Raw genomic sequence first — 21,216 nt, forward strand, 5'->3', positions numbered from 1 at the left:
GGCGGGAAGCATCGGAGAAGGGGTCAATGCCCCAGCCCCGCCCGCCCCCTGTCGGCTTGCTTCCCCCTGAAATACAGCGGGGGAGCCACTGGCTCCCCCGACTGTCATTGATGTGGCCCATATGGCGGCACCGACCCCTGTCAGGACTCCCACAGGATGCGCTGGCTGCCGGACCAGCGCTCGCCGATGTCCGCGTATTTTTGTTCCAGCAGGTGGCGGCGGATCTTCATGGTGGGGGTCAGCACCCCGTTCTCGATGTTCCAGGGGCTCTTGACCACCAGGATGCCCCGCAGGCGAGCATGGGATTCCAGCTTGTCGTTGACCCGATTGAGGGCAGCCTCCAGCTGGGCCTCCACCCCGGCCTTGTTCCCCTTCATGGCGCTCTCGGCGAGCTGCACCAGGGCGACCGGCTGCGGCATGCCGTAGCCGATGACGCAGAGCTGCTCGATGATGGGCTCCTGCCCGAGCATCCCCTCGATGGGCACCGGGGCCACGTACTTGCCCTTGGCGGTCTTGAAGACGTCCTTCATGCGGCCGGTGATGGTGAGGTAACCCTCCCTGTCCAGCTTGCCCATGTCACCGGTGTGCAGCCAGCCCTCGGCGTCGATGGCCTCTGCACTGTGCTCGGGATCCTTGTAGTAGCCCACCATCATGCCGTCGCAGCGACAGAGGATCTCCCCCTCGTCGGAGATCTTGATGGTCACCCCGGGCCCGGCCTTGCCGACGGTGCCTATCTTGTCCGCCCGGAACGGGTAGTTGAGAGTGGAGTAGGCGTGGTTCTCGGTCATGCCCCAGGCCTCGGTGATCTCGAGGCCGATGCTGTGGTACCACTCCAGCAGCGCCGGGGCCACCGGCGCCGAGCCGCAGCCCAGCACCCGCGCCTGATCCAGCCCCAGCCCCTTTTGCAGCTTGCTCTTGATGAGGCTGGAGACGAGGGGGATCTTGAGCAGCAGCGCCAGCTTTTTCTGGGGCAGCTTCTCGTGGATCTTGATGCGGAACATGGCCCAGAGCCGCGGCACCGAGATGAAGACGGTGGGACGGCAGCGCTTGACGTCCTCGATGAAGGTGTCGAGGGACTCGGGGAAGGCGATGGTGGCACCGCTGAACAGGCTGCCGCCGTAGATGTAGACCCGCTCGGTGATGTGGGCAAGGGGCAGGTAGGAGAAGCCGCGATCCTCGGCGGTGAGGGAGACCGCCTCCACCAGCTTCTCGCAGGACCAGGCGTAGCGCTCCACGCTCAGCATGGCCCCCTTGGGCTTGCCGGTGCTGCCGGAGGTGTAGACCAGGCTCAGCAGGGCATCCGGCGCCTGCACCGGGCTGTCCGGGATGGGGTCGTATTGCGCCAGCAGATCGTCCCACTGGTGGGCGGCCGGCATGGTGTCGTAAGGCAGGGCGATACGCAGCAGATCCCCGGGCACCCCCGCCTCCTGGCTCTTCCAGTCGTCCAGCTTGCCGACGAAGATCGCCCTGGTTTCGCTGTGGCGCAGCACGTATTCGATGGTGTCGACGTTGGCGGTGGGGTAGATGGGCACGCTCACGTATCCCCCCATCTGCATCGCCAGATCGGCGATGAACCACTGGGCGCAGTTCTTGGAGAGCAGGGCCACCTTGTCACCGGGCACCAGGCCCAGGGCGCGCAGTGCCGTCACCATGCGCCGCGCCTCGTCGGCAACCTCACCCCAGGTGAAGTCGACGTATTCGCGGTGGATGGTCTGACGCAGGTAGATTCGGTCGGGACACTGCCGCTCCCAGTGATAGAGCATCTCGAGCGGCAGTCTGGTGGCAATGCGTGAGGTGGAGGCCATGGTTTAATCCCTGAAACAAAAGGCGAGCCTCATTATTAACCTTTTGATAACACTCAGGGAAGCAGATTACTTAAACTTGTGTTTGAACTGCGAATGGGATCAAGCTTCCGCCTGGGCCTGCAGACGCTTCCACATCTCCTGCACCAGCACCTCGTCCTGCTCGGAGAGCTCACCCTGCAAGATGGCCTCGTTCAGGCTGCGCAGCACATAGCTCTTGACGTCCCGCACCAGGGTCTTGCCCTCCAGCTCGGCGCGCGCCACCGCAAGGGAGATGTGCCCTCGCAGATAGCCACCCGCAAACAGCTCGTCTTCGCTGGCCGTGGCGACCATGGCGTCGATCAGTCCCAACAACTTGTGTTCAAAATCGTGAATCGTCATTTAACGCAGCCTCATTTCCGGGGTTGCCGGCAAAAAATTCGGGGAGTGGAACCGCGATCCGGTTGATCGCGGCTCTCTGGCGCCAGGCCAGCCGCATCCTTGATGTCCTATTCCGGGTTGGCCACCGGGTAGATGACCTGATCCTTGTATCCCGTGGTTATGCGCAGATAACCACTCAACGACCGGTTCAGTGCCGGATCGTCGGTGTCCACCAGCAGCGGACGGCCTTCTAGCGCCGCCAGCTTGGCTTTGGTGGCGAGCACCTGGATATGCTCGCGCCCGACGGCCCGGATCACGTCTGGACTCAATTGCTGATTTCCGCGCCCGAACAGATGTCCCTGACCGCCGATCAGGGTGATGATCAGACGGCAGCGACGGCCGCGGATCCGGGTCAGGATCTCGGCGGCGCTGAGATCCTGCCCGATAAGTTGGCCATTTTCCACCAGATCCACACCGAGCAAGGTATTTTCCAGACCCAGCTCACCCATGCAGGCGGCCACCGTGCTCCCCGACCCCATCAGGTAGAGGGTATCGAGCTCCATCTGCTCCACCACACCGGCGGCAAGATCGGCGAGCACCAGCTCCTCGGACTCCCGCCCCCCCTGCTTGACCGCCTGCACGTAGCGCAGCTCCCCGGGCACCAGCAGCTGCCCGTAGTGGCGGGCGCGCACCTTGCCGGCGCGAAACGCCTCCTCGTCGATGTCCATCACCTCCGCATCCACCAGGCTCAGGAGCTCCCCTGCGATCATTCTGGCCGCCACCCGGCCGCTTGCCGCCGGCGTCACCCCGTAGACCCCGGAGTGGATTTTGCACCCCGCCGGGATGCCGAGCACATGGCAGGACTCCCCCACCGCCGCGCAGATGTCACGGGCGGTGCCATCGCCACCGGCGAAGAGCAGCAGATCCACCCCGGCATCGCGCAGGGCCAGGGCGGCGGCCCGGGTATCCTCGGCGCTCGTCTGCGCCCCGGCAGGCCGATGGACGATGCGATGGGGCAGCCCGAGCTCTGCGGCAAGCGTCTCCCCCATCTCACCGGCCACCGTCAGCAGCTCGAATGACGTGGTCAGCTCGCACAGGGGCAACAGGGCCTGGCGGGCCCGCTCCCGGGCCTTGGGGACGGCCCCGCGCGCCAGCGCCTCGGCGACCATACCGTCACTGCCCTTGAGACCGACGGCCCCGCCGATGCCGGCGACGGGGTTGATGATGAGCCCTAATCGAAACATGTTTCCCTCCTGTTGGATCGCCGCCATTTTTATCTTTTCCCGCCACTGGGACAAGCCATGACCCCCTGCTAAAATGCGCGGCTTCTACCTCAATCACTGTTCAACCAAGGTTCAATCATGCTGGAATGGATTGCTGACCCCTCCGCCTGGGTCGCGCTCGCCACCCTGACCCTGCTCGAGATCGTGCTCGGCATCGACAACATCATTTTCATCTCCATCCTGGTGGGTCGCCTGCCGGAAGCCCAGCGCCAGAAAGCGCGCATCCTGGGGCTGGGGCTCGCCATGGGCACCCGCATCCTGCTGCTGCTCTCCCTAGCCTGGGTGATGCGCCTCACCGAGCCCCTCTTCACCGTGCTGGGGGAAGCCATCTCGGGACGGGATCTCATCCTGCTGGTGGGGGGTCTGTTCCTCATCGCCAAGAGCACCCACGAGATCCACCAGAGCCTGGAAGGGGCCGCCGAAGAGGCGGGTGTGGTGAGCAAGACCGCGGGCTTCCTGTCCACCCTGGTGCAGATCGCCATCCTCGACATCATCTTCAGCCTGGACTCCGTCATCACCGCCGTGGGCATGGCGGATCATGTCCCTGTCATGGTGCTGGCCATCATCATCGCCGTCGGCGTCATGATGTTTGCCGCCAAGGCCATCGGCGACTTCGTCGATACCCACCCCACCATCAAGATGCTGGCCCTCTCCTTCCTTATCCTGGTCGGGGTGGCGCTGATGGCCGAAGGGCTGGATCTGCACATTCCCAAGGGTTACATCTACTTCGCCATGGCCTTCTCGCTGGTGGTGGAGATGATCAACATCCGCCTGCGCGGCCACCAGGAGCGGGCCAAGTAAACCGCGACCTGCCGAGAGATGGCCAAACAAAAAGCGCGACCCAGGGTCGCGCTTTTTTATTGCCCCGCCAACGGGGCGCCTTGGGCTCAGAGGGCGTTGCGAGCGGCCACGGCGTCCGCCAGGTTGCGCAGCAGCACCTCGGTATCGGCCCAGCCGATGCAGGCGTCGGTGATGCTCTGGCCGAAGGTGAGCTCGCACCCGTCCACCAGATCCTGACGCCCTTCCACCAGGTGACTCTCCACCATGACGCCGAACACCGCCTTGCTGCCGGCACGCAGCTGACCGGCCACGTCCTCGGCCACCAGCATCTGGTTCTTGAACTGCTTGCTGCTGTTGGCGTGGCTGAAGTCGATCATCACTTTCTGGGGCAGACCCGCCTTGTCCAGACCACTCACCACCTCATCCACGTGACGGGCGCTGTAGTTGGGCTCGCGGCCACCGCGCAGGATGATGTGACAGTCCGGGTTGCCAGCGGTCGAGACGATGGCGGAGTGGCCGTACTTGGTCACCGACAGGAAGTGATGCGGGGCGCTGGCGGCGCCGATGGCGTCGATGGCCACCTTGATGGTGCCGTCGGTGCCGTTCTTGAAGCCCACCGGGCAGGAGAGACCGGAGGCCAGCTCGCGGTGTACCTGGGATTCGGTGGTACGGGCACCGATGGCACCCCAGCTCATCAGATCCGCCACGTATTGCGGGGTGATCATGTCGAGGAACTCGGAGGCGGTCGGCAGCCCCATGTCGTTGAGATCCAGCAAGAGCTTGCGACCCAGGCGCAGGCCGTCATTGATCTGGCAGCTGTTGTCGAGGTAGGGATCGTTGATCAGCCCCTTCCAGCCCACTGTGGTACGGGGTTTTTCGAAGTAGACCCGCATCACGATCTCCAGCTGATCTTTCAGCTCGTCGCGCAGCACCTTGAGGCGTTTGCCGTATTCCAGGGCGGCGACCGGATCGTGGATGGAACAGGGGCCGATCACCACCAGCAGGCGATCATCGTCGCCGGCCAGGATGTTGTGGATGGCCTGACGGGATTCAAACACGGTGGCCGAGGCGGTGTCGGTCGCCGGAAACTTCTCAAGCACCGCAACCGGGGGCAATAACTCTTTGATTTCACTGATACGAACGTCGTCGGTTTGATGCTGCATGACCAAGTTTCCTGCTAGATGACTGCGATAAAGAGATCTCAATCTAGCCCTGTGCCGGGTCGGTGTAAATAGAAAATTACATTCTTCGACAAGGAATTTTATTATCGCACCTTGCAAGTTTGCATAATGCTGCTAGGAGGCATGAAAAAAGCGGGGGCAGAGATGAAAAGGCCCGCACGAAGCGGGCCGAAAGGGCTCAGGCCTGACTGACGCTGGCCAGCTTGTCGAAGTAGTCCGGGAAGGTCTTGGAGGTGCAACCCGGATCATTGATGGTGACCGGCGTATCGGAGAGTGCCACCAGGGAGAAGCACATGGCGATGCGGTGATCGTTGTAGGTGTCGATGGCCGCGTGTTTGAGCTGTGCGGGCGGGATCACGGTGATGAAGTCGTGCCCCTCCTCCACTTCCACGCCCAGCTTGCGCAGCTCGGTGGCCATGGCGTGCAGGCGGTCGGTCTCCTTCACCCGCCAGTTGTAGATGTTGCGGATAGTGGTGGTGCCCTCAGCAAACAGCGCCGTGGTGGCGATGGTCATGGCCGCATCCGGGATGTGGTTCATGTCCATGTCGATGCCGTGCAACGGCCCCTGCTCGGCCTCGATGAAGTCATCGCCCCAGGTGATGCGGGCCCCCATCTTCTCCAGTACGTCGGCGAAGTGGATGTCCCCCTGGATGCTGTGCTTGCCGATGCCGGTAACCCGCACCTTGCCCTTGATGGCGCCCGCCGCGAGGAAGTAGGAGGCGCTGGAGGCATCCCCTTCCACCAGGAAGTCCCCCGGGCTGACATAGGTCTGGTTGCCCTTGATGTAGAACACCTTGTAGTCGTCGTGCTCGATGACCACCCCGAACTGCTTCATGATGTGCAGGGTGATGTCGATGTAGGGCTTGGAGACCAGCTCCCCCTTGATGTGGATGCGGGTGTCGCCGGCCGCCATGGGGGCCGCCATCAAAAACGCCGTCAGGAACTGGCTGGAGACGGAGCCGTCGATGTGGACATCGCCACCCCAGAGCCCCTTGGCATCCACCACCAGAGGCGGATAGCCATCTTTCTTCAGGTACTGGATGTGGGCACCCGCTTCGCGCAGGGCATCCACCAGGTGGCCGATGGGGCGCTCTTCCATGCGCGGCTCGCCGCCCAGGGTGTACTCGCCGGAGCCCAGGCACAGGGCGGCGCACAGGGGGCGCATGGCAGTACCGGCATTGCCGAGGAACAGGTTGACCGGTGCCGAGACCGCGAAGCTGCGACCCAGACCGTGCACGGTGCACTCGGTCTTGTCGGCGGAGAGCTTGTACTTGACGCCGAGCTGGGTCAGCGCCGCCAGCATGTGGCGGATGTCATCGCTGTCGAGCAGGTTGGTCAGCCGGGTGGTGCCCCGGGCCAGGGCCGCCAGCAGCAGGGCCCGGTTAGAGACACTCTTGGAGCCGGGCAGATTGACCACCCCGGCCACGCTAGAAATGGGTTCCAAACGCAACGAATTCATAGACTTCCTGTTCGATCTCAATTAAATCACCTGACCGGACGTTAACAGCCCGCGTCCCCCGCGGCAAGTTCGACAGTGGCACGACCGCGGGAGAGGGCGGCCTGGGTCAGGATGGGTCTGAAAAACAGACGCCGGGGAGTCCCCGGCGTCTGGCAATGGGGAGACACGCCTCAACCGTGGCGTTTGGCAAAGTCATCCATAAAGCTGACCAGGGCCTTGACCCCTTCCAGGGGCATGGCGTTGTAGAGGCTGGCGCGCATGCCACCGACGATGCGGTGTCCCTTGAGGGCCAGCAGACCGGCCGCTTCCGACTCCGCCAGGAACAGCTTGTCCAGGGCCTCGTTCTTCAGCTGGAAGGGCACGTTCATGCGGGAGCGGCAGGCCACATCCACCTTGTTGCCATAGAAGTTCGACTGATCGAGGTAGCCGTAGAGGAAGTCGGCCTTCTCCTTGTTGCGTGCTTCCATCGCCGCCAGGCCACCCTGCTCCTTGAGCCACTCGAACACCAGACCGGCCAGATACCAGGCGTAGGTGGGGGGCGTGTTGAACATGGAGTCGTTCTTGGCGGTGAGCTGGTAGTCGAAGATAGACGGCACATCGGCGCGGGCCTGGTTCAGCAGGTCGTCGCGCACGATGGCGATGGCCAGACCAGAGGGGCCGATGTTCTTCTGGGCACCGGCGTAGAGGATGCCGAAGCGGCTCACGTCGAGGGGACGGGAGAGGATGGTGGAGGAGAGATCCGCCACCAGGGGCACATCGCCGGTGGCCGGGATGTCGAACATCTCGATGCCATCGATGGTTTCGTTCGGGCAGTAGTGCACATAGGCGGCATCGGCGCGAAACGCCGGCGTCGGCAGCAGGTGGGAGACCCCCTGCTCGTTCTTGGCCACCCCCTGGAAGGTCTGGATGTCACCGTATTTCTGGGCTTCATCCACGGCGCTCTGGGCCCAGACGCCGGTCACCAGGTAATCCGCCTTCTTGTTGGCGCCACCCAGCAGGTTCATGGGCACGGCGGAGAACTGGCCGCGGCCACCGCCGTGCATGAAGAGCACCTTGTAGTTGTCCGGCACCGCCAGCAGGTCGCGCAGGTCCGCTTCGGCCTTCTCGGCGACCGCCATATAGGGCTTGCCGCGATGGGAAAGCTCCATGACCGAGGCTCCCAGCCCCTGGAAATTACAAAATTCGCGCTGGGCGCGCTCCATGACTTCAACCGGCAACATGGCAGGGCCGGCGCAGAAGTTGTAAATCTGTTTGCTCATGACGCTTTCCGTGAATGGATGTGTGTGATCGGTGACTCGAACGTTTTTACACGACAGCCCCCCGTGGGGGCAAAGGCTTTTTGGGATCCAGCGCAACCTTTTGCCCCGGCGCCACCGGGCACCCATCAGACAAAAGCCCTGAACGGGCCAGGGCTTGCAGAGAATATGCATGGAAACGGGGGCGAGACAGCACGGACGGCTTTGTTCGCCCCTTTGTGGCAAATTTACAGCTTGGCGGTGAGCTCCGGCAGCAGGGTGAAGAGATCCCCAACCAGACCGTAGTCCGCCACCTGGAAGATGGGGGCCTCCGCGTCCTTGTTGATGGCGACGATCACCTTGGACTCCTTCATCCCCGCCAGATGCTGGATGGCCCCCGAGATGCCCACCGCGATGTAGAGCTCGGGGGCCACCACCTTGCCGGTCTGCCCCACCTGCAGGTCGTTGGAGACATAACCCGCATCCACGGCGGCCCGCGATGCCCCGACGGCAGCCCCCAGCTTGTCCGCCAGGGCGTCGATGAGGGCAAAGTGCTCTTTCGAGCCGAGTGCCCGCCCGCCGGAGACCACCACCCGGGCCGCCCCGAGCTCGGGTCTGGCGGAGCGCACCGCACGCCGCTCGATGAGCCGGGTACGGCAGCGCACCTCGGCCACCGGCAGCGATTCCATCACGGCACGCTCCTCCCCGGACCCGGCCTTGGCGAACGCGGTAGGCCGCACGGTGAGCACCTTGACGGGGGCGCTGCTCGCCACCCGGGCGATGGCGTTGCCCGCATAGATGGGACGCAGGAAAGTGTCGGGCCCCTCGATGCCGGTCACCTCGGCGATCATCTCCACCCCGAGCCTGGCCGCCACTCGCGGCAGCAGATCCTTGCCCTGGCTGCTGGCCGCCATCAGGCAGTGCTGGTAGTCCCTGGCCACCTCGGCGAGCAGTCTGTCGACCCCGTCGTTGAGCCCCTCCGCCAGCATGGGATGTTCTGCCAGCAGCACCCGGTTTACCCCCGTGAGGGCGGCGGCCTGCTTCCCCGCCTCCGTCAGCCCCTGCCCCAGCAGCAAGAGGTGCACCTCGCCCCCCAGGCGCCCCGCCGCCGTGACCAGCTGGGCCAGGTTGTCGGCGATCCGCCCCTGATGATGTTCCGCAATCACAAGTACGCTCATGGCAGCACCTTCATGTCATCCATTGATCCCTTGCTCCCCGGGGCCGCTGCCCCATGCATGGCGCTCACGCCTGCGGGAGGCATCCCTCTCATGCCCCTGCCCATCAGAGCACCTGGGCTTCGTGCTTGAGCTTGTCCAGCAGCTCGTCCACCGAGCCCACCCTGATGCCGGCGCTGCGCACCGGCGGCGCCATCACCCCGAGCTGCCGTGTCTGGTCGGCCGGCACCACCCCGAGGGCGGCGAACGGCTGGCTCTCCAGCGGCTTGCGCTTGGCCTTCATGATGTTGGGGAGGGAGGCGAAGCGCGGCTCGTTGAGGCGCAAGTCCACGGTCACCACGGCGGGCAGCGCCATGCCGAGGGTCTCGAGGCCACCGTCTATCTCGCGGGTCACCTGCAATTCCCCCTCCACCAGCCTGATGGCGGAGGCGAAGGTGGCAAGCGGCCAGTCATTGAGGGCGGCGAGCATCTGCCCCACCTGGTTGTTGTCGGAATCGATGGACTGTTTGCCGAGCAGCACCAGATCGGGCTGCTCCTGCCCGCACACCGTTTGCAGGGCCCGGGCCACGGTGAGCGGAGTCAGGGTCTCGTCGGTAACATAGTGCAGCGCCCGATCCGCCCCCAGCGCCAGGGCATGGCGCAACTGCTCGGCCGCCGCCTCGGGGCCGAAGGTCACCACCACCAGCTCGGATGCCACGCCGGCTTCCCGCAGCGTGACCCCCTCCTCCACCGCGATTTCACAAAACGGGTTGATGCCCATCTTCACATTGGCGAGCTCCACATCGGAGCCATCCCCCTTGACCCGGATCCTGACGTTGTAATCAACGACCCGTTTGACTGCGACCAGCAGCTTCATGGCGGTCATCCCTCATACCTGTTGTGTGGGTCCACCTTGTCGTCACTCACTTTTCTGCTGACAAAGTGGTTTACGTTTACGTAAACTACCAGCACTACCCTAGGCCAAGTCGAGCACAGAGGCAAGATGGAACGCGAAGCAATGGAATTTGATGTCGTCATCGTGGGTGGCGGCCCGGCAGGCCTGAGCGCCGCCATCGCATTGAAGCAGCAGGCCCCGGCCCTCTCGGTCTGCCTGCTGGAGAAGGGGGCCGAGATCGGCGCCCACCTGATCTCCGGCGCCCTGCTCGATCCCGTCGCCCTCAGGGAGCTGCTGCCAGAGAGCTGGCAGGAGGCCCCCCTCGGCGTGCCGGTGACGGATGATCAGGTCCATCTGCTGCAAAGCGACAGCCGCTCCCTGCAGCTGCCCCACTGGGCGGTGCCACCCCGCATGCACAACGACGGCAGCCACATCATCAGCCTCGGCACCCTCTGCCGCTGGCTCGGCAAGCAGGCCGAGGCCCTCGGTGTCGAGATCTACCCGGGCTTTGCTGCCAGCACCCTCATCGTGGAGGAGGGCCGGGTGCGCGGGGTGGTGACCGGTGATCTTGGTCTCGACAAGGAGGGCAACCCCAAGCCGGATCACGTGCCCGGCATGGCCCTGTATGGGCGCTATACCCTGTTTGCCGAAGGGGCGCGCGGCCACCTCGGCAAACAGCTGATCGCCCGATTCCATCTGGAAAATACCGCCCAGCCGCAGCATTACGCCATCGGCTTCAAGGAGGTGTGGCAGGTGCCAGCGGGACAATCCCATCCTGGGCGGGTGCTCCATGGCAGCGGCTGGCCCCTTGGGGAGGGAAAGGGCAACAAGAGTCAGGGGGGCTTCTATCTCTATCATCTGGCCCAGGATCAGGTGGCGGTCGGCCTTATCGTCGATCTCAACTACCAGAATCCCTGGCTCAGCCCCTTTGACGAATTCCAGCGTCTCAAGCACCACCCCCTCATCGCGGCAACGTTGCAGGGGGGCGAGCGCATCAGCTACGGCGCGCGGGCCATCACCAAGGGGGGCTGGCACTCATTGCCGCGCATGCACTTTCCCGGCGGTCTGCTCATCGGTTGTGACGCGGGCACCCTGGACTTCTCCCGCATCAAGGGGATCCACACTGCCATGAAGTCCGGCATGGTGGCGGCCGCGACGGTCGCCATGGCACTGCGAGGAGGGGATGAAGGGGGACGGGATCTGGCCGAGTTTCAGGACGCGCTGCTGCAAAGCTGGCTGACCCGGGAACTGAAGAGGGCCCGCAACGTCGGGGCCGCCCTGCACCGCTTCGGCCCCTGGCTCGGCGGCGCCTTCAACTGGCTGGAGCAGCGACTCTTTGCCTTGACCTCTCCTTTTACTCTGCTGGACAAGGAGCCGGATTACCGCCAGCTGCGCCTGGCCAGCCGTTGCCAGCCCATCGACTACCCCAAACCCGACGGCAAGCTCAGCTTCGACAAGCTCTCTTCCGTCTATCTGGCCAGCACCAGCCACGACGAGGATCAACCCTGTCACCTGACCCTTCAGGACGCGCGCATTCCGGTCGAGGTCAACCTGCCCACCTGGGCCGAACCCGCCCAGCGCTACTGCCCGGCGGGGGTGTTCGAGATCCTTGATGGGGATACCCGGCCAAGGCTGCAGATCAACGCCGCCAACTGCATTCACTGCAAAACCTGCGACATCAAGGATCCCAGCCAGAATATCGTCTGGACGCCGCCCCAGGGCGGCTCGGGCCCCAACTATCCCAATCTGTAACAGGCTTGCCCACGCACACCAGAGCAGATAACAAGGAGACGCAGCCCCGGAACACCGCCCGGAGACCGTTTCCTGCGCTTGGCCGGGGGCTGTCGCAGGGCGACCAGCAACCCGCCATTCCCGCCGGTGAGCCCGGGCCCTCCCCCACACCAGGGCGAACAAAGAAGGCGACGCCGGGATCGCCCGCATCGGGGTCGCCACGGCTGATCCGACCTCGCCGATTTTTTGAGCGAACAGGCTGAACCCCTGATGAATAGGCCCTGACAAGCGGGTCCCGCCCCTGTATAGTTCGCCGCATTCAGGTTGTCCATCGGCCTCGTTATGCTATTTCATGGGATCGCTTTCCGTGCGATCTAAGGCCGCATGAACCTGTGCAACCATCCCTGATTACCCATGACTTCTTAAGGGGGGACAGATGATCACCGCCTACATTCTCAACAACAAGGTGCTGGACATAGTCACGCTCGGGCCGGATGACATCGTTCCCGACAACACCGTCTGGCTGGATGCCTACAAGCCGGACACAGCGGAGCGAGAATGGTTGACGGGCCTGTTCTTGGAGGAGGTGCCGGACAAGGAGGAGCTCGATGACATCGAGGCATCCGCCCGCTTCTACTGGGACACCGACGGTCTGCACATCCACTCCCTGTTTCCCCAGCGCATCGGTCGCGACACCAAGGGTGTGCACGTCTCTTTTACCTTGCGCAACAACCTGCTGATCAGCATCCGCGAGGATGACATCGGCCTGGTGCGTTTGCTGCGCCACTACATGCGTCAGGACAGACTGGAGGTCGAAGATGCCCTCGACATCCTGCTGGAGGTGCAGAACCTCAAGGTGGAGTACCTCTCAGACCTGATCGAGGATGGGTACAAGACCCTGGAGAACACCGCCGATCAGATCTTCGAGCCGGACCAGATCAACCCCATGCTCAAGGAGCTGATGGCCCAGGAAGAGGCCAACGGCCAGATCCGTCTCTCCCTGCACGATACCCGCCGCGCCCTGCGCTTTCTCAAACGCAGCCTGCGCCAGCGCATGACGGGGGAGCAGAACAAGTGGATCGACGAGATGCTGCACGACGTGGAATCCCTGCTGCCCCATACCCAGTTCCTGTTCGACAAGATCAACTTCCAGCTGGAGGCCTCCATGGGGGTGACCAATCTGGAGCAGAACAAGGTGATCAAGATCTTCTCGGTAGCCGCGGTCATCTTCCTGCCGCCGACCCTTATCGCCAGCATCTACGGCATGAACTTTGGCCGCATGCCGGAGCTCGCCTGGGAATACGGCTATCCCCTCTCCCTGGTGCTGATGGTGATGTCATCGCTGGGCACCGGTCTCTTCTTCAAGCGAAAAGGCTGGCTGTGACGCCGGAACCCGGCAACTAAAGACTGCGGATTGGGGGGCATGGCCCCCCGATTAATTCCCGGCCGTTGCCGGCCTTGTAATGGCCTGCCCTGTGCCCCATATCCCCTTCATCACTCGCACTGCATGAATGGATACCGGGCCACCATGACCCTCTACCCCGAACACCGTTACGACGATCACGGCCAGTTGCGCCCCCCGCTCTGGTTCTGGCCCATCGCCCTCTTGCTGACCCGCTCGGTCTGGCTGTTTCTGATGGCGGGGGTCACCCGGGAGAGTGGCAGCGCCATCCTGACCCTCTTCTACCCGGACAAGCTCACCCTCTATATCAGCCTGCTGACGGACGTGCCCGCCATGCTGGCGCTGCTCGCCTGCGGCGGCACCCATCGCCAGACCCACAGTGCCAGAGCCTGGCTCAGACGCCACAGTCCCTTGCTGCTGCTCTGCTCTGCCGTCAGTGGCCTGCTGATGCAACTGCACAGCCTCAATCTGCAGCAGTGGTCGTTCAACTGGCCCACCGCCCTGGTGCTCATCGCCAGCCTCTGGGCGCTCTGGTATCTGCTGAGAAGCCGCCAGTTGCGGGATTATGCTCTGGATCAGCCCCACTGACAGGCTGGTTCACTGGCGCGTGACCCGGATCTGCAGAGTCTGGCGTTCGCTGCCGCTGGCCCCGCCCATGCCTGATGGATTGGCGATCGCGGCCTCCCGGCTGCCTTGGGTTGTGGAAAGCTCCCCCACCGTCAGCCACTGGCCCGGGGCGCCGCTCACCTCGGTGGCACTCTGGCCGGTGTGTATGTTGCCTCGCTCCACTCTTGCCTGTTCACTGCTGAGGGCCACCTGCACCCTGTCCCCTATCAGGGTCGCGGTGGCGTAGAGACCGTTCATCAGCGGCATCATGCCCACCACCCTTCCCCCCTGCCACTGGTAAAAGGTGACCGGCTGATAGGACCCCATCTGCAACAACACGGGCCGTCCGGAGAGGCCACGCACCTGCCAGTTGTCACTCTGGCTGCGTTCATAGTGCCGGGCATCCCCCTCCAGCAGCCACTGCCGTTTGGCATCCAGGCCCAGCCCCACTCCGGCCTGCTGACGGCTGGAGGCGCCATCCACCCGCCACTCGATGAGCAGGCTTTGGGGCGGCTGGTTCACTTGCGCCAGGGTACGCTCGGCCTCCTGCAACTGGGCGGGGGTTCCGCTCAGTACCAGCTGGTTGCCCATGGCGCTCACCCCGAGATCCGGGTAGATCTCCTTGAGCGTCTGCACCGCGGCATCCGCCTCGAATACCGGTATGACCTTCACTTCGGCCCTCAGGGGCAATGCCAGCAACAGGCAGCACCCCAGCCCCCAATACCCTGATCCAGCGCGCATCTTCTCCTCCCGGCGTTCACCGCCACCCTCTCGCTTCCTGCCATCATGGTCCATGACGCCCCGATTGCAACGGGCCTAGTATGCAACCCCACACAGAGGCACCTGATAAAGACTCGTTAAGATACCAATCAATACAAATAAAAATGGTTATCATTTGTTGTCACAACAAAAACCCTCGGATACAATTCGGACTCATTTTTTCGAGTCAGCCTCTGATGAAGCCAGAATCCGTCGCATCCACCCCTGCCGCCATCCACCTTGCGCTGCTCATCAACATGCTCTCCATGGGCTGCATGATGATGGTGATGCCCCTTGGCCCGGAACTGGTAACCCGCCTGGGGATGCTGCCGGAGCAGACAGGTTACTTCAGCGGCGGCGCCACCCTGGGAGCCGCCCTGCTGGGCCTCCTGGCCGCCCCCTGGCTCGATCGGGTCAACCGCAAACCCGCCCTGCTGGTACTGCTGGTCCTGCGCTTCCTGCTCTTGATGGCTTGCGCCCTGGCCGAGGATAGCCAGACACTGCTGCTGCTTTTCATCCTGTCCGGCTGCGTGGCCGGCCCCCTGGGGGCCATCCTGATGGCGGCGGTGCTGGATCTGGTACCGCCCGCCGAGCGGGGCCGCCGTCTCGCCTACGTGGGCATGGCGTTTTCCCTGGCCGCCATTCTGATCGTGCCCGCGGCCCTCGTGCTGGCCCAGTGGTCTGGCTGGCAGAGCCCCTTCCTCTTGTTTGGTGCAGGCGGCCTGCTGCTGGCCCTGCTGTGTGCCATCTGGCTGCCGTCCCTGCCGGTCAACCGGGCCCCGGCAGGCCAGGGGATGCGCCAGTTGCTGGGGTCACCGCTCTGCCAGGGAGCCCTTTTCATCCTCTGCCTGCAGATGTTCGGCCACTTCCTGCTCATTCCGCACTTTGCCAACTACTTCCAGTTCAACCTGGGTTTCCCGCGCGAGCAGATCGCCAGCCTCTATCTGTGCGGCGGCCTTGCCAGCATGGCCACCATGCGCCTGTGCGGCGGCTGGATCGATCAGGGCCGCGCCCAGGGCGCCATCCTGCTCACTAGCTTGGCCCTGGCCCTGATCACCCTGGTGGGCTTTGCCTTGCCGGCAGGCCTGCCTCTCTATCTGCTGTTCACCCTCTTCATGGCCCTGAGCTCCGCCCGTGCCAGCACCACCCTCGCGGTCACGGCGGCCATTCCGGCCCCCCATCAGCGCGCCGCCTTCATGTCTTTCCAGGGCTCGGTCACCAATGTGGCCGCGGGCCTAGGCAGCCTGTTCTCCGCCAGATATCTGGTCTCCGACGAGGGGGGCGCCCTGCACGGTTTCCCCACCCTGGCCTGGATCAACATTGCGTGCACCCTGGTGGCCTGCGCCGGTGTCTGGTTCCTCATCCGGGGCCTGAAGAGCACAAGAGATAACAATAATCCTGCCTCTGGCACCGCCAGACAAGGAAGTCAGTGAGCACCGGATCAGAAGAATCCGGACCCCATAACCTCAGTTATATCCATGGAGTTTTTGACAATGCAGTTGCAGCACGGCCTCTTTAAACTGAACCCCATTCTGCTCTCCCTTGGTCTGCTGGCCGTACCGGGCCTGGCCCAGGCCGAGTCCGTCAAGGCCAACGAGACGGTGGTGGTCACCGCCACCCAGACCAAGCACACCGAGCTGACCGCCCCGGCCAGCGTCTCCGTGGTCACCCGCGCCGATCTGGACAAGATGAACGTCAACAACATCGGCGATGCCCTCAAGCACGTGCCCGGTGTCAACATCATCGGCACCAACCCCACGGGTCGCAACGAGATCAAGATCCGCGGCATGGGCGGTGACTACACCCTGCTGCTGGTCAACGGCAAGCGGGTCAACGCCCGCGAGACCCTGGGCAGCTCCTTTGGCAACGACTTCGACTTAAGCTCCATCCCCATGGCCGCCATCGAGCGCATCGAGGTGATCCGCGGTCCCGTCTCCTCCCTGTACGGGGCCGATGCCCTCGGCGGCGTGGTCAACGTGATCCTGCGCCAGGCCAAGGAGAACACCGAAGCGGCCGTCGGCTACACCCACACCATGCCCACCAAGGGGGATGGCGGGGATGCCAACCAGGGTAGCGCCTTCGTCTCCGGCGCCCTGATCGACAACAAGCTGCTGGGCAGCGTGGTGGTGGAAGGCTATCAGCGGGATCGCTGGAAGAGCGAGCAGTCCAACAACCCGGATGCCGACGCCCTGGAGAAACGGGAAGTGGTCAACGTACTCTCCAGCCTGAAGTGGCTGGTGGCCGACAACCAGGACATCGACTTCGATCTGGGTTACAACCAGAACGACATGGACAGCTACTTCAACAACGTGCCCCGTGCCCCGACCGCACCGGCCACCCCCCACAACGTGCAGAAACTCGATCGCCTGAGCCTGGGGCTGACCCACAACGGCCGTTGGGAACACTTCGACAGCCGCGCTCGTTACTACTTCGAGCAGACCGATCTGATGGATGACTCCCAGCTCAACGGTGGCGCCGCCGACATCACCCAGACCAACAACACGGTGGATGGCCAGTTGAGCGGCTACCTCGGGGATCACCTGCTGACCTCAGGTGCAGAGTTCCGCAAGACCGAGCTGGAGCACAGCCGCAGCATCCAGAACGGCAGCGTGGATGCGAGCCAGAGCGCCCTCTACCTGCAAGACGAGTTCGGCTTTGGGGATTTGGCCCTGACGCTCTCCGGCCGTCTGGATCACCACGAGACCTATGGCAACGAGTTCAGCCCCCGTGCCTACGCCCTCTACTCCCTGAGTGACGAGTGGGTGATCAAGGGCGGCGCCGGCAAGGCGTTCAAGGCCCCGACCCTGGCCCAGTCCAGCGAAGGGTTCGCCACCACCGCCTGCCGCGGCGCCTGCAAGGTGATCGGCAACCCGGATCTGAAGCCGGAAACCTCCGTCAGCTACGAGCTTGGCACCGCCTACAACGCCGATCGCTTCGGCGCAGGGGTGACCGGCTTCCACAACGAGATCGAGGATCTGATCCAGAGCGATCAGTGGGGCCCGGGCTACCGTCCGACCGTCATGACCTACCTCAACGTCAAGAAGGCCCGCATCAAGGGGCTGGAGCTGACCGGCTGGTTCGACGTGCTGGACAACGTGCAGCTGACCGGCAACCTGACCCTGCTGGACTCCGAAGACAAGAGCACGGGTGACGATCTGGCCAAGACCCCGGATCACACCGGCAACATCGGCCTGGACTGGAAGGCGAGCGACGTGGTCAGCGCCAACCTGGCCTGGCAGTATGTCGGCAGCCAGGTGATCAAGGTGCCGGCCCGCAACGCCCAGGCATTCACCTCCAAGCACTACCAGACCCTGGACGTGAACACCAAGTGGACCGTCACGCCGGCCCTAGACTTCAAGCTCGGCATCACCAACCTCACCAACACCCAGCGTGACGAGGTGGCGACCGACGCCGACTTCATCCTGGAAGGTCGCACCGTCTACGCAGGGGTCGATTACAAGCTGTAATCCATCCTGTATGCGGGAGCCCCGGTCGCGGGGCTCCCTTTTTGCGTTTCTGCCTCCCCGAATTCAAGGAGTCATTGAGTGCTCAGATACCAAGCTCGGCTGTTCTGGCTCGGCGTGCTGCTCCTCTTCCTGCTGATTTGTCTGTCACTGGCCACCGGGGCCGGTGTCTATGGTGGCCGCGAGGTCGCCGGTTTCCTGATGGGCGATCCCGCCTTCGTGGCCGATGAAAAGCTCGCCATGATAGTCCATACCCTGCGCCTGCCCCGTACCCTGGCAGCCCTGGTGGTGGGGGCGTCACTCTCCCTGGCGGCCTCCATGCTGCAAAGTGCCACCCGCAACCCTCTGGCCGAACCCGGCCTGCTCGGGGTCAATGCTGGCGCCGTCTTTGCTCTGGTGATCGGCCTCACCTGGTTTGGCGTCGAATCCGCCTACGGCTATCTGCTCTGGTCCGGCATGGGGGCCCTGCTCGGCAACCTCATCGTGCTGGGCCTCGGCCTCATGGTGGGGCGCTCCAACCCCCTCAAGCTCATCCTGGTAGGGGTCGCCCTCTCCGCCACCTTCGGCGGTCTTTCCAACTTCCTGCTGCTCTCCAACCGGGTGGTGCTGGAGCAGTTCCGCTTCTGGAACTTAGGGTCCCTTGCCGCCTCCAGTCTGGAAGCGGTACTCACCGTGGTCCCCTTCGCCCTGGCCGCCCTGCTGCTGACACTGGCGCTCTGTCGCCCTCTCACCCTGATGCAGATGGGGGATCACCAGTCCAGGGCCCTCGGCATCCGCCCCACCCGGGTGCGGATCGGCGTGCTCCTGGCCGCAACGCTCTCCACCGCCTGCGCCATCGCCATCGCTGGTCCCATCGGCTTTGTCGGCTTCCTCGCCGCCTACTGCGCCCGCCTGGTGGAGCCGGTTCGCCTCGCCATCCAGGTGCGCTTCTCCGCCCTGTTCGGGGTGCTCTTTCTGCTCGGAGCCGATGTGCTGGCCCGCTGGCTAATCCAGCCCTACGAGCTGCCCAACGGCGTCATTCTGGCGCTCATCGGGGCGCCCGTGCTCATCCTGGTGGTGCGCAGCGGCGGCTTCCGCTCCCTGCTGGCCGTCAAATAAGGTGCCACGCCCATGAAGAACTCTCTCTCACTCCCGAGCGGCACCCTCTGCCTTCGCCTTGGCAGCCACACCCTGTTGCTGCACCGCCGCGCCTGGCTCATCACCCTGGGGCTCCTGGTCGCCCTCACCCTGCTCTCCCTGCTGGCCCTCACCCTGGGTTCCGGCAAGATCACCATGATGGGGGTGATCCAGACCCTGCTCGGGGAGGGAAGCCGACTCGATCAGGTAACCGTCTTCAAGATCCGACTGCCGCGCCTGTTGGCGGTGCTGGTGGCCGGCGCCGCCATGGGACTCTCGGGCTGCCTGGTGCAGACCCTGGTGCGAAACCGCCTCGCCACCCCGGACATGATAGGGGTCAACGAGGGGGCATCCCTTGCCATCATCATCTTCTCCCTCTATCTGACGCTGGGCACCTGGCCCTGGTGGGCAGCGCCGTTCGGCGCCCTGTTTGCCGCCGCCGTGCTCTATGCCCTGTGCAACAAGCCCGGGGAGCAGGGCTACCTGTTCGTGGTGATCGGCATCGGGGTCTCCGAGCTGATGAACGCCCTCGGCCAGTTCGTCATGTCCACCCAGTCCCTGGTGCACCTCACCAGCCTCTATCTGTGGAACATGGGCAACTTCGTCGGTCAGGGCTATGGCACCCTGCTACCGGTGAGCCTGCTGCTCCTGCTCATATGTCCCTGGACCGTCTGTCTCTCCCGCTCCCTCGGCGTGCTGCGCCTGGGACCGGTGACGGCCAGCACCCTCGGGGTCAACGTGAACCGGGTCCAGCTCGGGGTGCTGGCCCAGGCCATCATCGTCGCAGCCCTTGGCACCGCCATCGGCGGCCCCGTGGTCTTCATTGCCATGGCGGCCCCCATCCTTGCCTCCTGGCTCAGCCGGGATCGCATCGTGCCGCTCTGGATTGCCGCCCTGTGCGGCGCCCTGATGCTGCTCGCCAGTGACACCCTGGTGCGGGTGCTGGCCAGCCCCCACGAAGTGGCTACCGGCATCATGACCCGCATTCTCGGCGGCCTGCTGCTGCTCTTCATCCTGCTCAAAGATCGCCAGAAGGCCGACTGACCATGGCATTCATCCATTTTCAATACAGACCGAGGGCCGCCCGATGACGCTCACCGTGAACCGACTCCAGTTCGGCTACCCGCAAAAGACCATCTTCAAGGAGATCTCCTTCTCCCTCCCCCGGGGCAAGCTGGTGGGGATCGTCGGCCCCAACGGCGGTGGCAAATCCACGCTGCTCAAGCTCCTTGCGGGACAGGAGCAACCCCGGTCCGGGGAGATCCTGCTCAAGGAGAAGCCACTCGGTGCCTATGGCGCCAAAGCCCTGGCTCGGGAACTCGCCTATCTGCCCCAGCGCCCCCTGGTCCCCCCCGGTATCCTGGTGGAGCAGCTGGTGCAATATGGCCGCCATCCCCATCAGGGCTGGTTCAATCAGTGGAGCGAGGAAGATGCCCGCATGGTGGACTGGGCCCGGGAGCGGATGCAGCTTGATGCCATCTGGCACCAGAGCGCCAGTTCGCTGTCCGGCGGTCAGGCCCAGCGGGTGTGGCTCGCCATGGTGCTGGCCCAGGATGCGGACATCATCTTGCTGGACGAACCCACCAGCGCGCTGGACATCGGCCACCAGACCGAGGTGATGGAAGCCATCCATCGGGTCGCCGCCGAGGGCAAGACGGTGCTTATCGTCATCCACGATCTCGCCACCGCCGCCCGCTACTGCGACGAGCTGATTGCCCTGGGGGATGGCGCCATCCAGGCCATGGGCCCGGCTCGGGAGGTGGTGACCAAGCCCCTCATCGATCGCCTCTACCAGACCGATGTGGACATACTGCACGCCCCCGGCGACGGGGCCCCTGTCATCGTGCCCCGCCGACGCGCTGACGAAGCGCCTCGCCTGCGCGCCGACCATGGCGTGCCGGCCTGAGCCATACCCTGTCCCAGAGAAAGAAACCGCCTGATGGCGGTTTCTTTCTCTGGGCTTTGCGCTGGCGTTATCCGGGCGCTGGC

Annotated in this window: 18 protein-coding genes; 9 read left to right on the plus strand and 9 right to left on the minus strand. The window is 64.2% G+C overall.

The features are described from left to right. Positions 1-140: 140 nt before the first annotated feature. The 3 genes from PG892_RS06230 to PG892_RS06240 all read right to left on the minus strand — a co-directional run bounded on the left by PG892_RS06230 (position 141) and on the right by PG892_RS06240 (position 3,406). Entirely contained in the window at positions 141-1,805 is a 1,665-nt protein-coding gene (locus PG892_RS06230) for an AMP-binding protein (RefSeq protein WP_223915513.1), read from the minus strand. A 99-nt stretch (positions 1,806-1,904) separates the two neighbouring features. Next, a complete protein-coding gene (locus PG892_RS06235; RefSeq protein WP_010674457.1) occupies positions 1,905-2,183 on the minus strand; it encodes a YfcL family protein in 279 nt (92 codons plus the stop codon). Between the two features lie 107 nt (positions 2,184-2,290). Then, complete coding sequence (locus PG892_RS06240; RefSeq protein ID WP_223915516.1) at positions 2,291-3,406, minus strand: ATP-NAD kinase family protein; 1,116 nt, start codon at positions 3,404-3,406, stop codon at positions 2,291-2,293. 117 nt (positions 3,407-3,523) lie between these two features. Here PG892_RS06240 and PG892_RS06245 point away from each other — a divergent pair, with 117 nt between their 5' ends. Continuing rightward, complete coding sequence (locus PG892_RS06245; protein ID WP_010674455.1) at positions 3,524-4,246, plus strand: TerC family protein; 723 nt, start codon at positions 3,524-3,526, stop codon at positions 4,244-4,246. A gap of 86 nt (positions 4,247-4,332) precedes the next feature. On the opposite strand, the gene aroG is transcribed toward PG892_RS06245, so the two are convergent. From aroG to PG892_RS06270, 5 genes are all read right to left on the minus strand, one after another. Beyond that, on the minus strand, positions 4,333-5,388 hold the full coding sequence (gene aroG / locus PG892_RS06250) for a 3-deoxy-7-phosphoheptulonate synthase AroG (protein WP_041212942.1): 1,056 nt from the start codon (positions 5,386-5,388) through the stop codon (positions 4,333-4,335). A gap of 196 nt (positions 5,389-5,584) precedes the next feature. Further along, entirely contained in the window at positions 5,585-6,865 is a 1,281-nt protein-coding gene (aroA, locus tag PG892_RS06255) for a 3-phosphoshikimate 1-carboxyvinyltransferase (protein ID WP_049636217.1), read from the minus strand. Positions 6,866-7,035: 170 nt separating this feature from the next. Beyond that, on the minus strand, positions 7,036-8,124 hold the full coding sequence (serC, locus tag PG892_RS06260; protein WP_113724858.1) for a 3-phosphoserine/phosphohydroxythreonine transaminase: 1,089 nt from the start codon (positions 8,122-8,124) through the stop codon (positions 7,036-7,038). A gap of 224 nt (positions 8,125-8,348) precedes the next feature. Then, the gene (locus PG892_RS06265; RefSeq protein WP_119197721.1) at positions 8,349-9,278 is read right to left on the minus strand and encodes an electron transfer flavoprotein subunit alpha/FixB family protein; all 930 of its coding nucleotides are present in this window, start codon (positions 9,276-9,278) and stop codon (positions 8,349-8,351) included. 103 nt (positions 9,279-9,381) lie between these two features. Further along, complete coding sequence (locus PG892_RS06270) at positions 9,382-10,131, minus strand: electron transfer flavoprotein subunit beta/FixA family protein (RefSeq protein WP_223915518.1); 750 nt, start codon at positions 10,129-10,131, stop codon at positions 9,382-9,384. A 126-nt stretch (positions 10,132-10,257) separates the two neighbouring features. Here PG892_RS06270 and PG892_RS06275 point away from each other — a divergent pair, with 126 nt between their 5' ends. The 3 genes from PG892_RS06275 (at position 10,258) to PG892_RS06285 (ending at position 13,870) form a co-directional block, all read left to right on the plus strand. Next, positions 10,258-11,901, plus strand: coding sequence for an electron transfer flavoprotein-ubiquinone oxidoreductase (locus PG892_RS06275; RefSeq protein WP_042863730.1), 1,644 nt, complete (start codon positions 10,258-10,260; stop codon positions 11,899-11,901). 415 nt (positions 11,902-12,316) lie between these two features. Beyond that, entirely contained in the window at positions 12,317-13,264 is a 948-nt protein-coding gene (gene corA / locus PG892_RS06280; protein WP_005301617.1) for a magnesium/cobalt transporter CorA, read from the plus strand. A 144-nt stretch (positions 13,265-13,408) separates the two neighbouring features. Next, positions 13,409-13,870, plus strand: coding sequence for a DUF2919 domain-containing protein (locus PG892_RS06285; protein WP_039038891.1), 462 nt, complete (start codon positions 13,409-13,411; stop codon positions 13,868-13,870). A 9-nt stretch (positions 13,871-13,879) separates the two neighbouring features. On the opposite strand, the gene PG892_RS06290 is transcribed toward PG892_RS06285, so the two are convergent. Beyond that, positions 13,880-14,629, minus strand: coding sequence for a hypothetical protein (locus PG892_RS06290; protein ID WP_103259986.1), 750 nt, complete (start codon positions 14,627-14,629; stop codon positions 13,880-13,882). A 215-nt stretch (positions 14,630-14,844) separates the two neighbouring features. Here PG892_RS06290 and PG892_RS06295 point away from each other — a divergent pair, with 215 nt between their 5' ends. From PG892_RS06295 to PG892_RS06315, 5 genes are all read left to right on the plus strand, one after another. Continuing rightward, positions 14,845-16,080, plus strand: coding sequence for an MFS transporter (locus PG892_RS06295; protein ID WP_103259985.1), 1,236 nt, complete (start codon positions 14,845-14,847; stop codon positions 16,078-16,080). Between the two features lie 60 nt (positions 16,081-16,140). Beyond that, positions 16,141-18,114: a siderophore amonabactin TonB-dependent receptor gene (locus PG892_RS06300; protein WP_010674445.1), complete on the plus strand. Its 1,974-nt coding sequence runs from the start codon at positions 16,141-16,143 to the stop codon at positions 18,112-18,114. 78 nt (positions 18,115-18,192) lie between these two features. Next, positions 18,193-19,209, plus strand: a complete 1,017-nt coding sequence (locus PG892_RS06305) for an amonabactin ABC transporter permease subunit 2 (RefSeq protein ID WP_223915520.1) — start codon at positions 18,193-18,195, stop codon at positions 19,207-19,209. A gap of 12 nt (positions 19,210-19,221) precedes the next feature. Then, positions 19,222-20,271 carry an amonabactin ABC transporter permease subunit 1 gene (locus PG892_RS06310; RefSeq protein ID WP_043155877.1) on the plus strand — a complete coding sequence of 350 codons (1,050 nt, stop codon included), beginning with the start codon at positions 19,222-19,224 and terminating at the stop codon, positions 20,269-20,271. 43 nt (positions 20,272-20,314) lie between these two features. Then, positions 20,315-21,133, plus strand: coding sequence for an amonabactin ABC transporter ATP-binding protein (locus tag PG892_RS06315; protein WP_119197725.1), 819 nt, complete (start codon positions 20,315-20,317; stop codon positions 21,131-21,133). Positions 21,134-21,216 lie beyond the last annotated feature (83 nt).

The organism is Aeromonas sp. QDB68 (assembly GCF_027707405.1).
In the GTDB taxonomy this organism is placed as follows: Bacteria; Pseudomonadota; Gammaproteobacteria; order Enterobacterales; family Aeromonadaceae; genus Aeromonas; species Aeromonas caviae.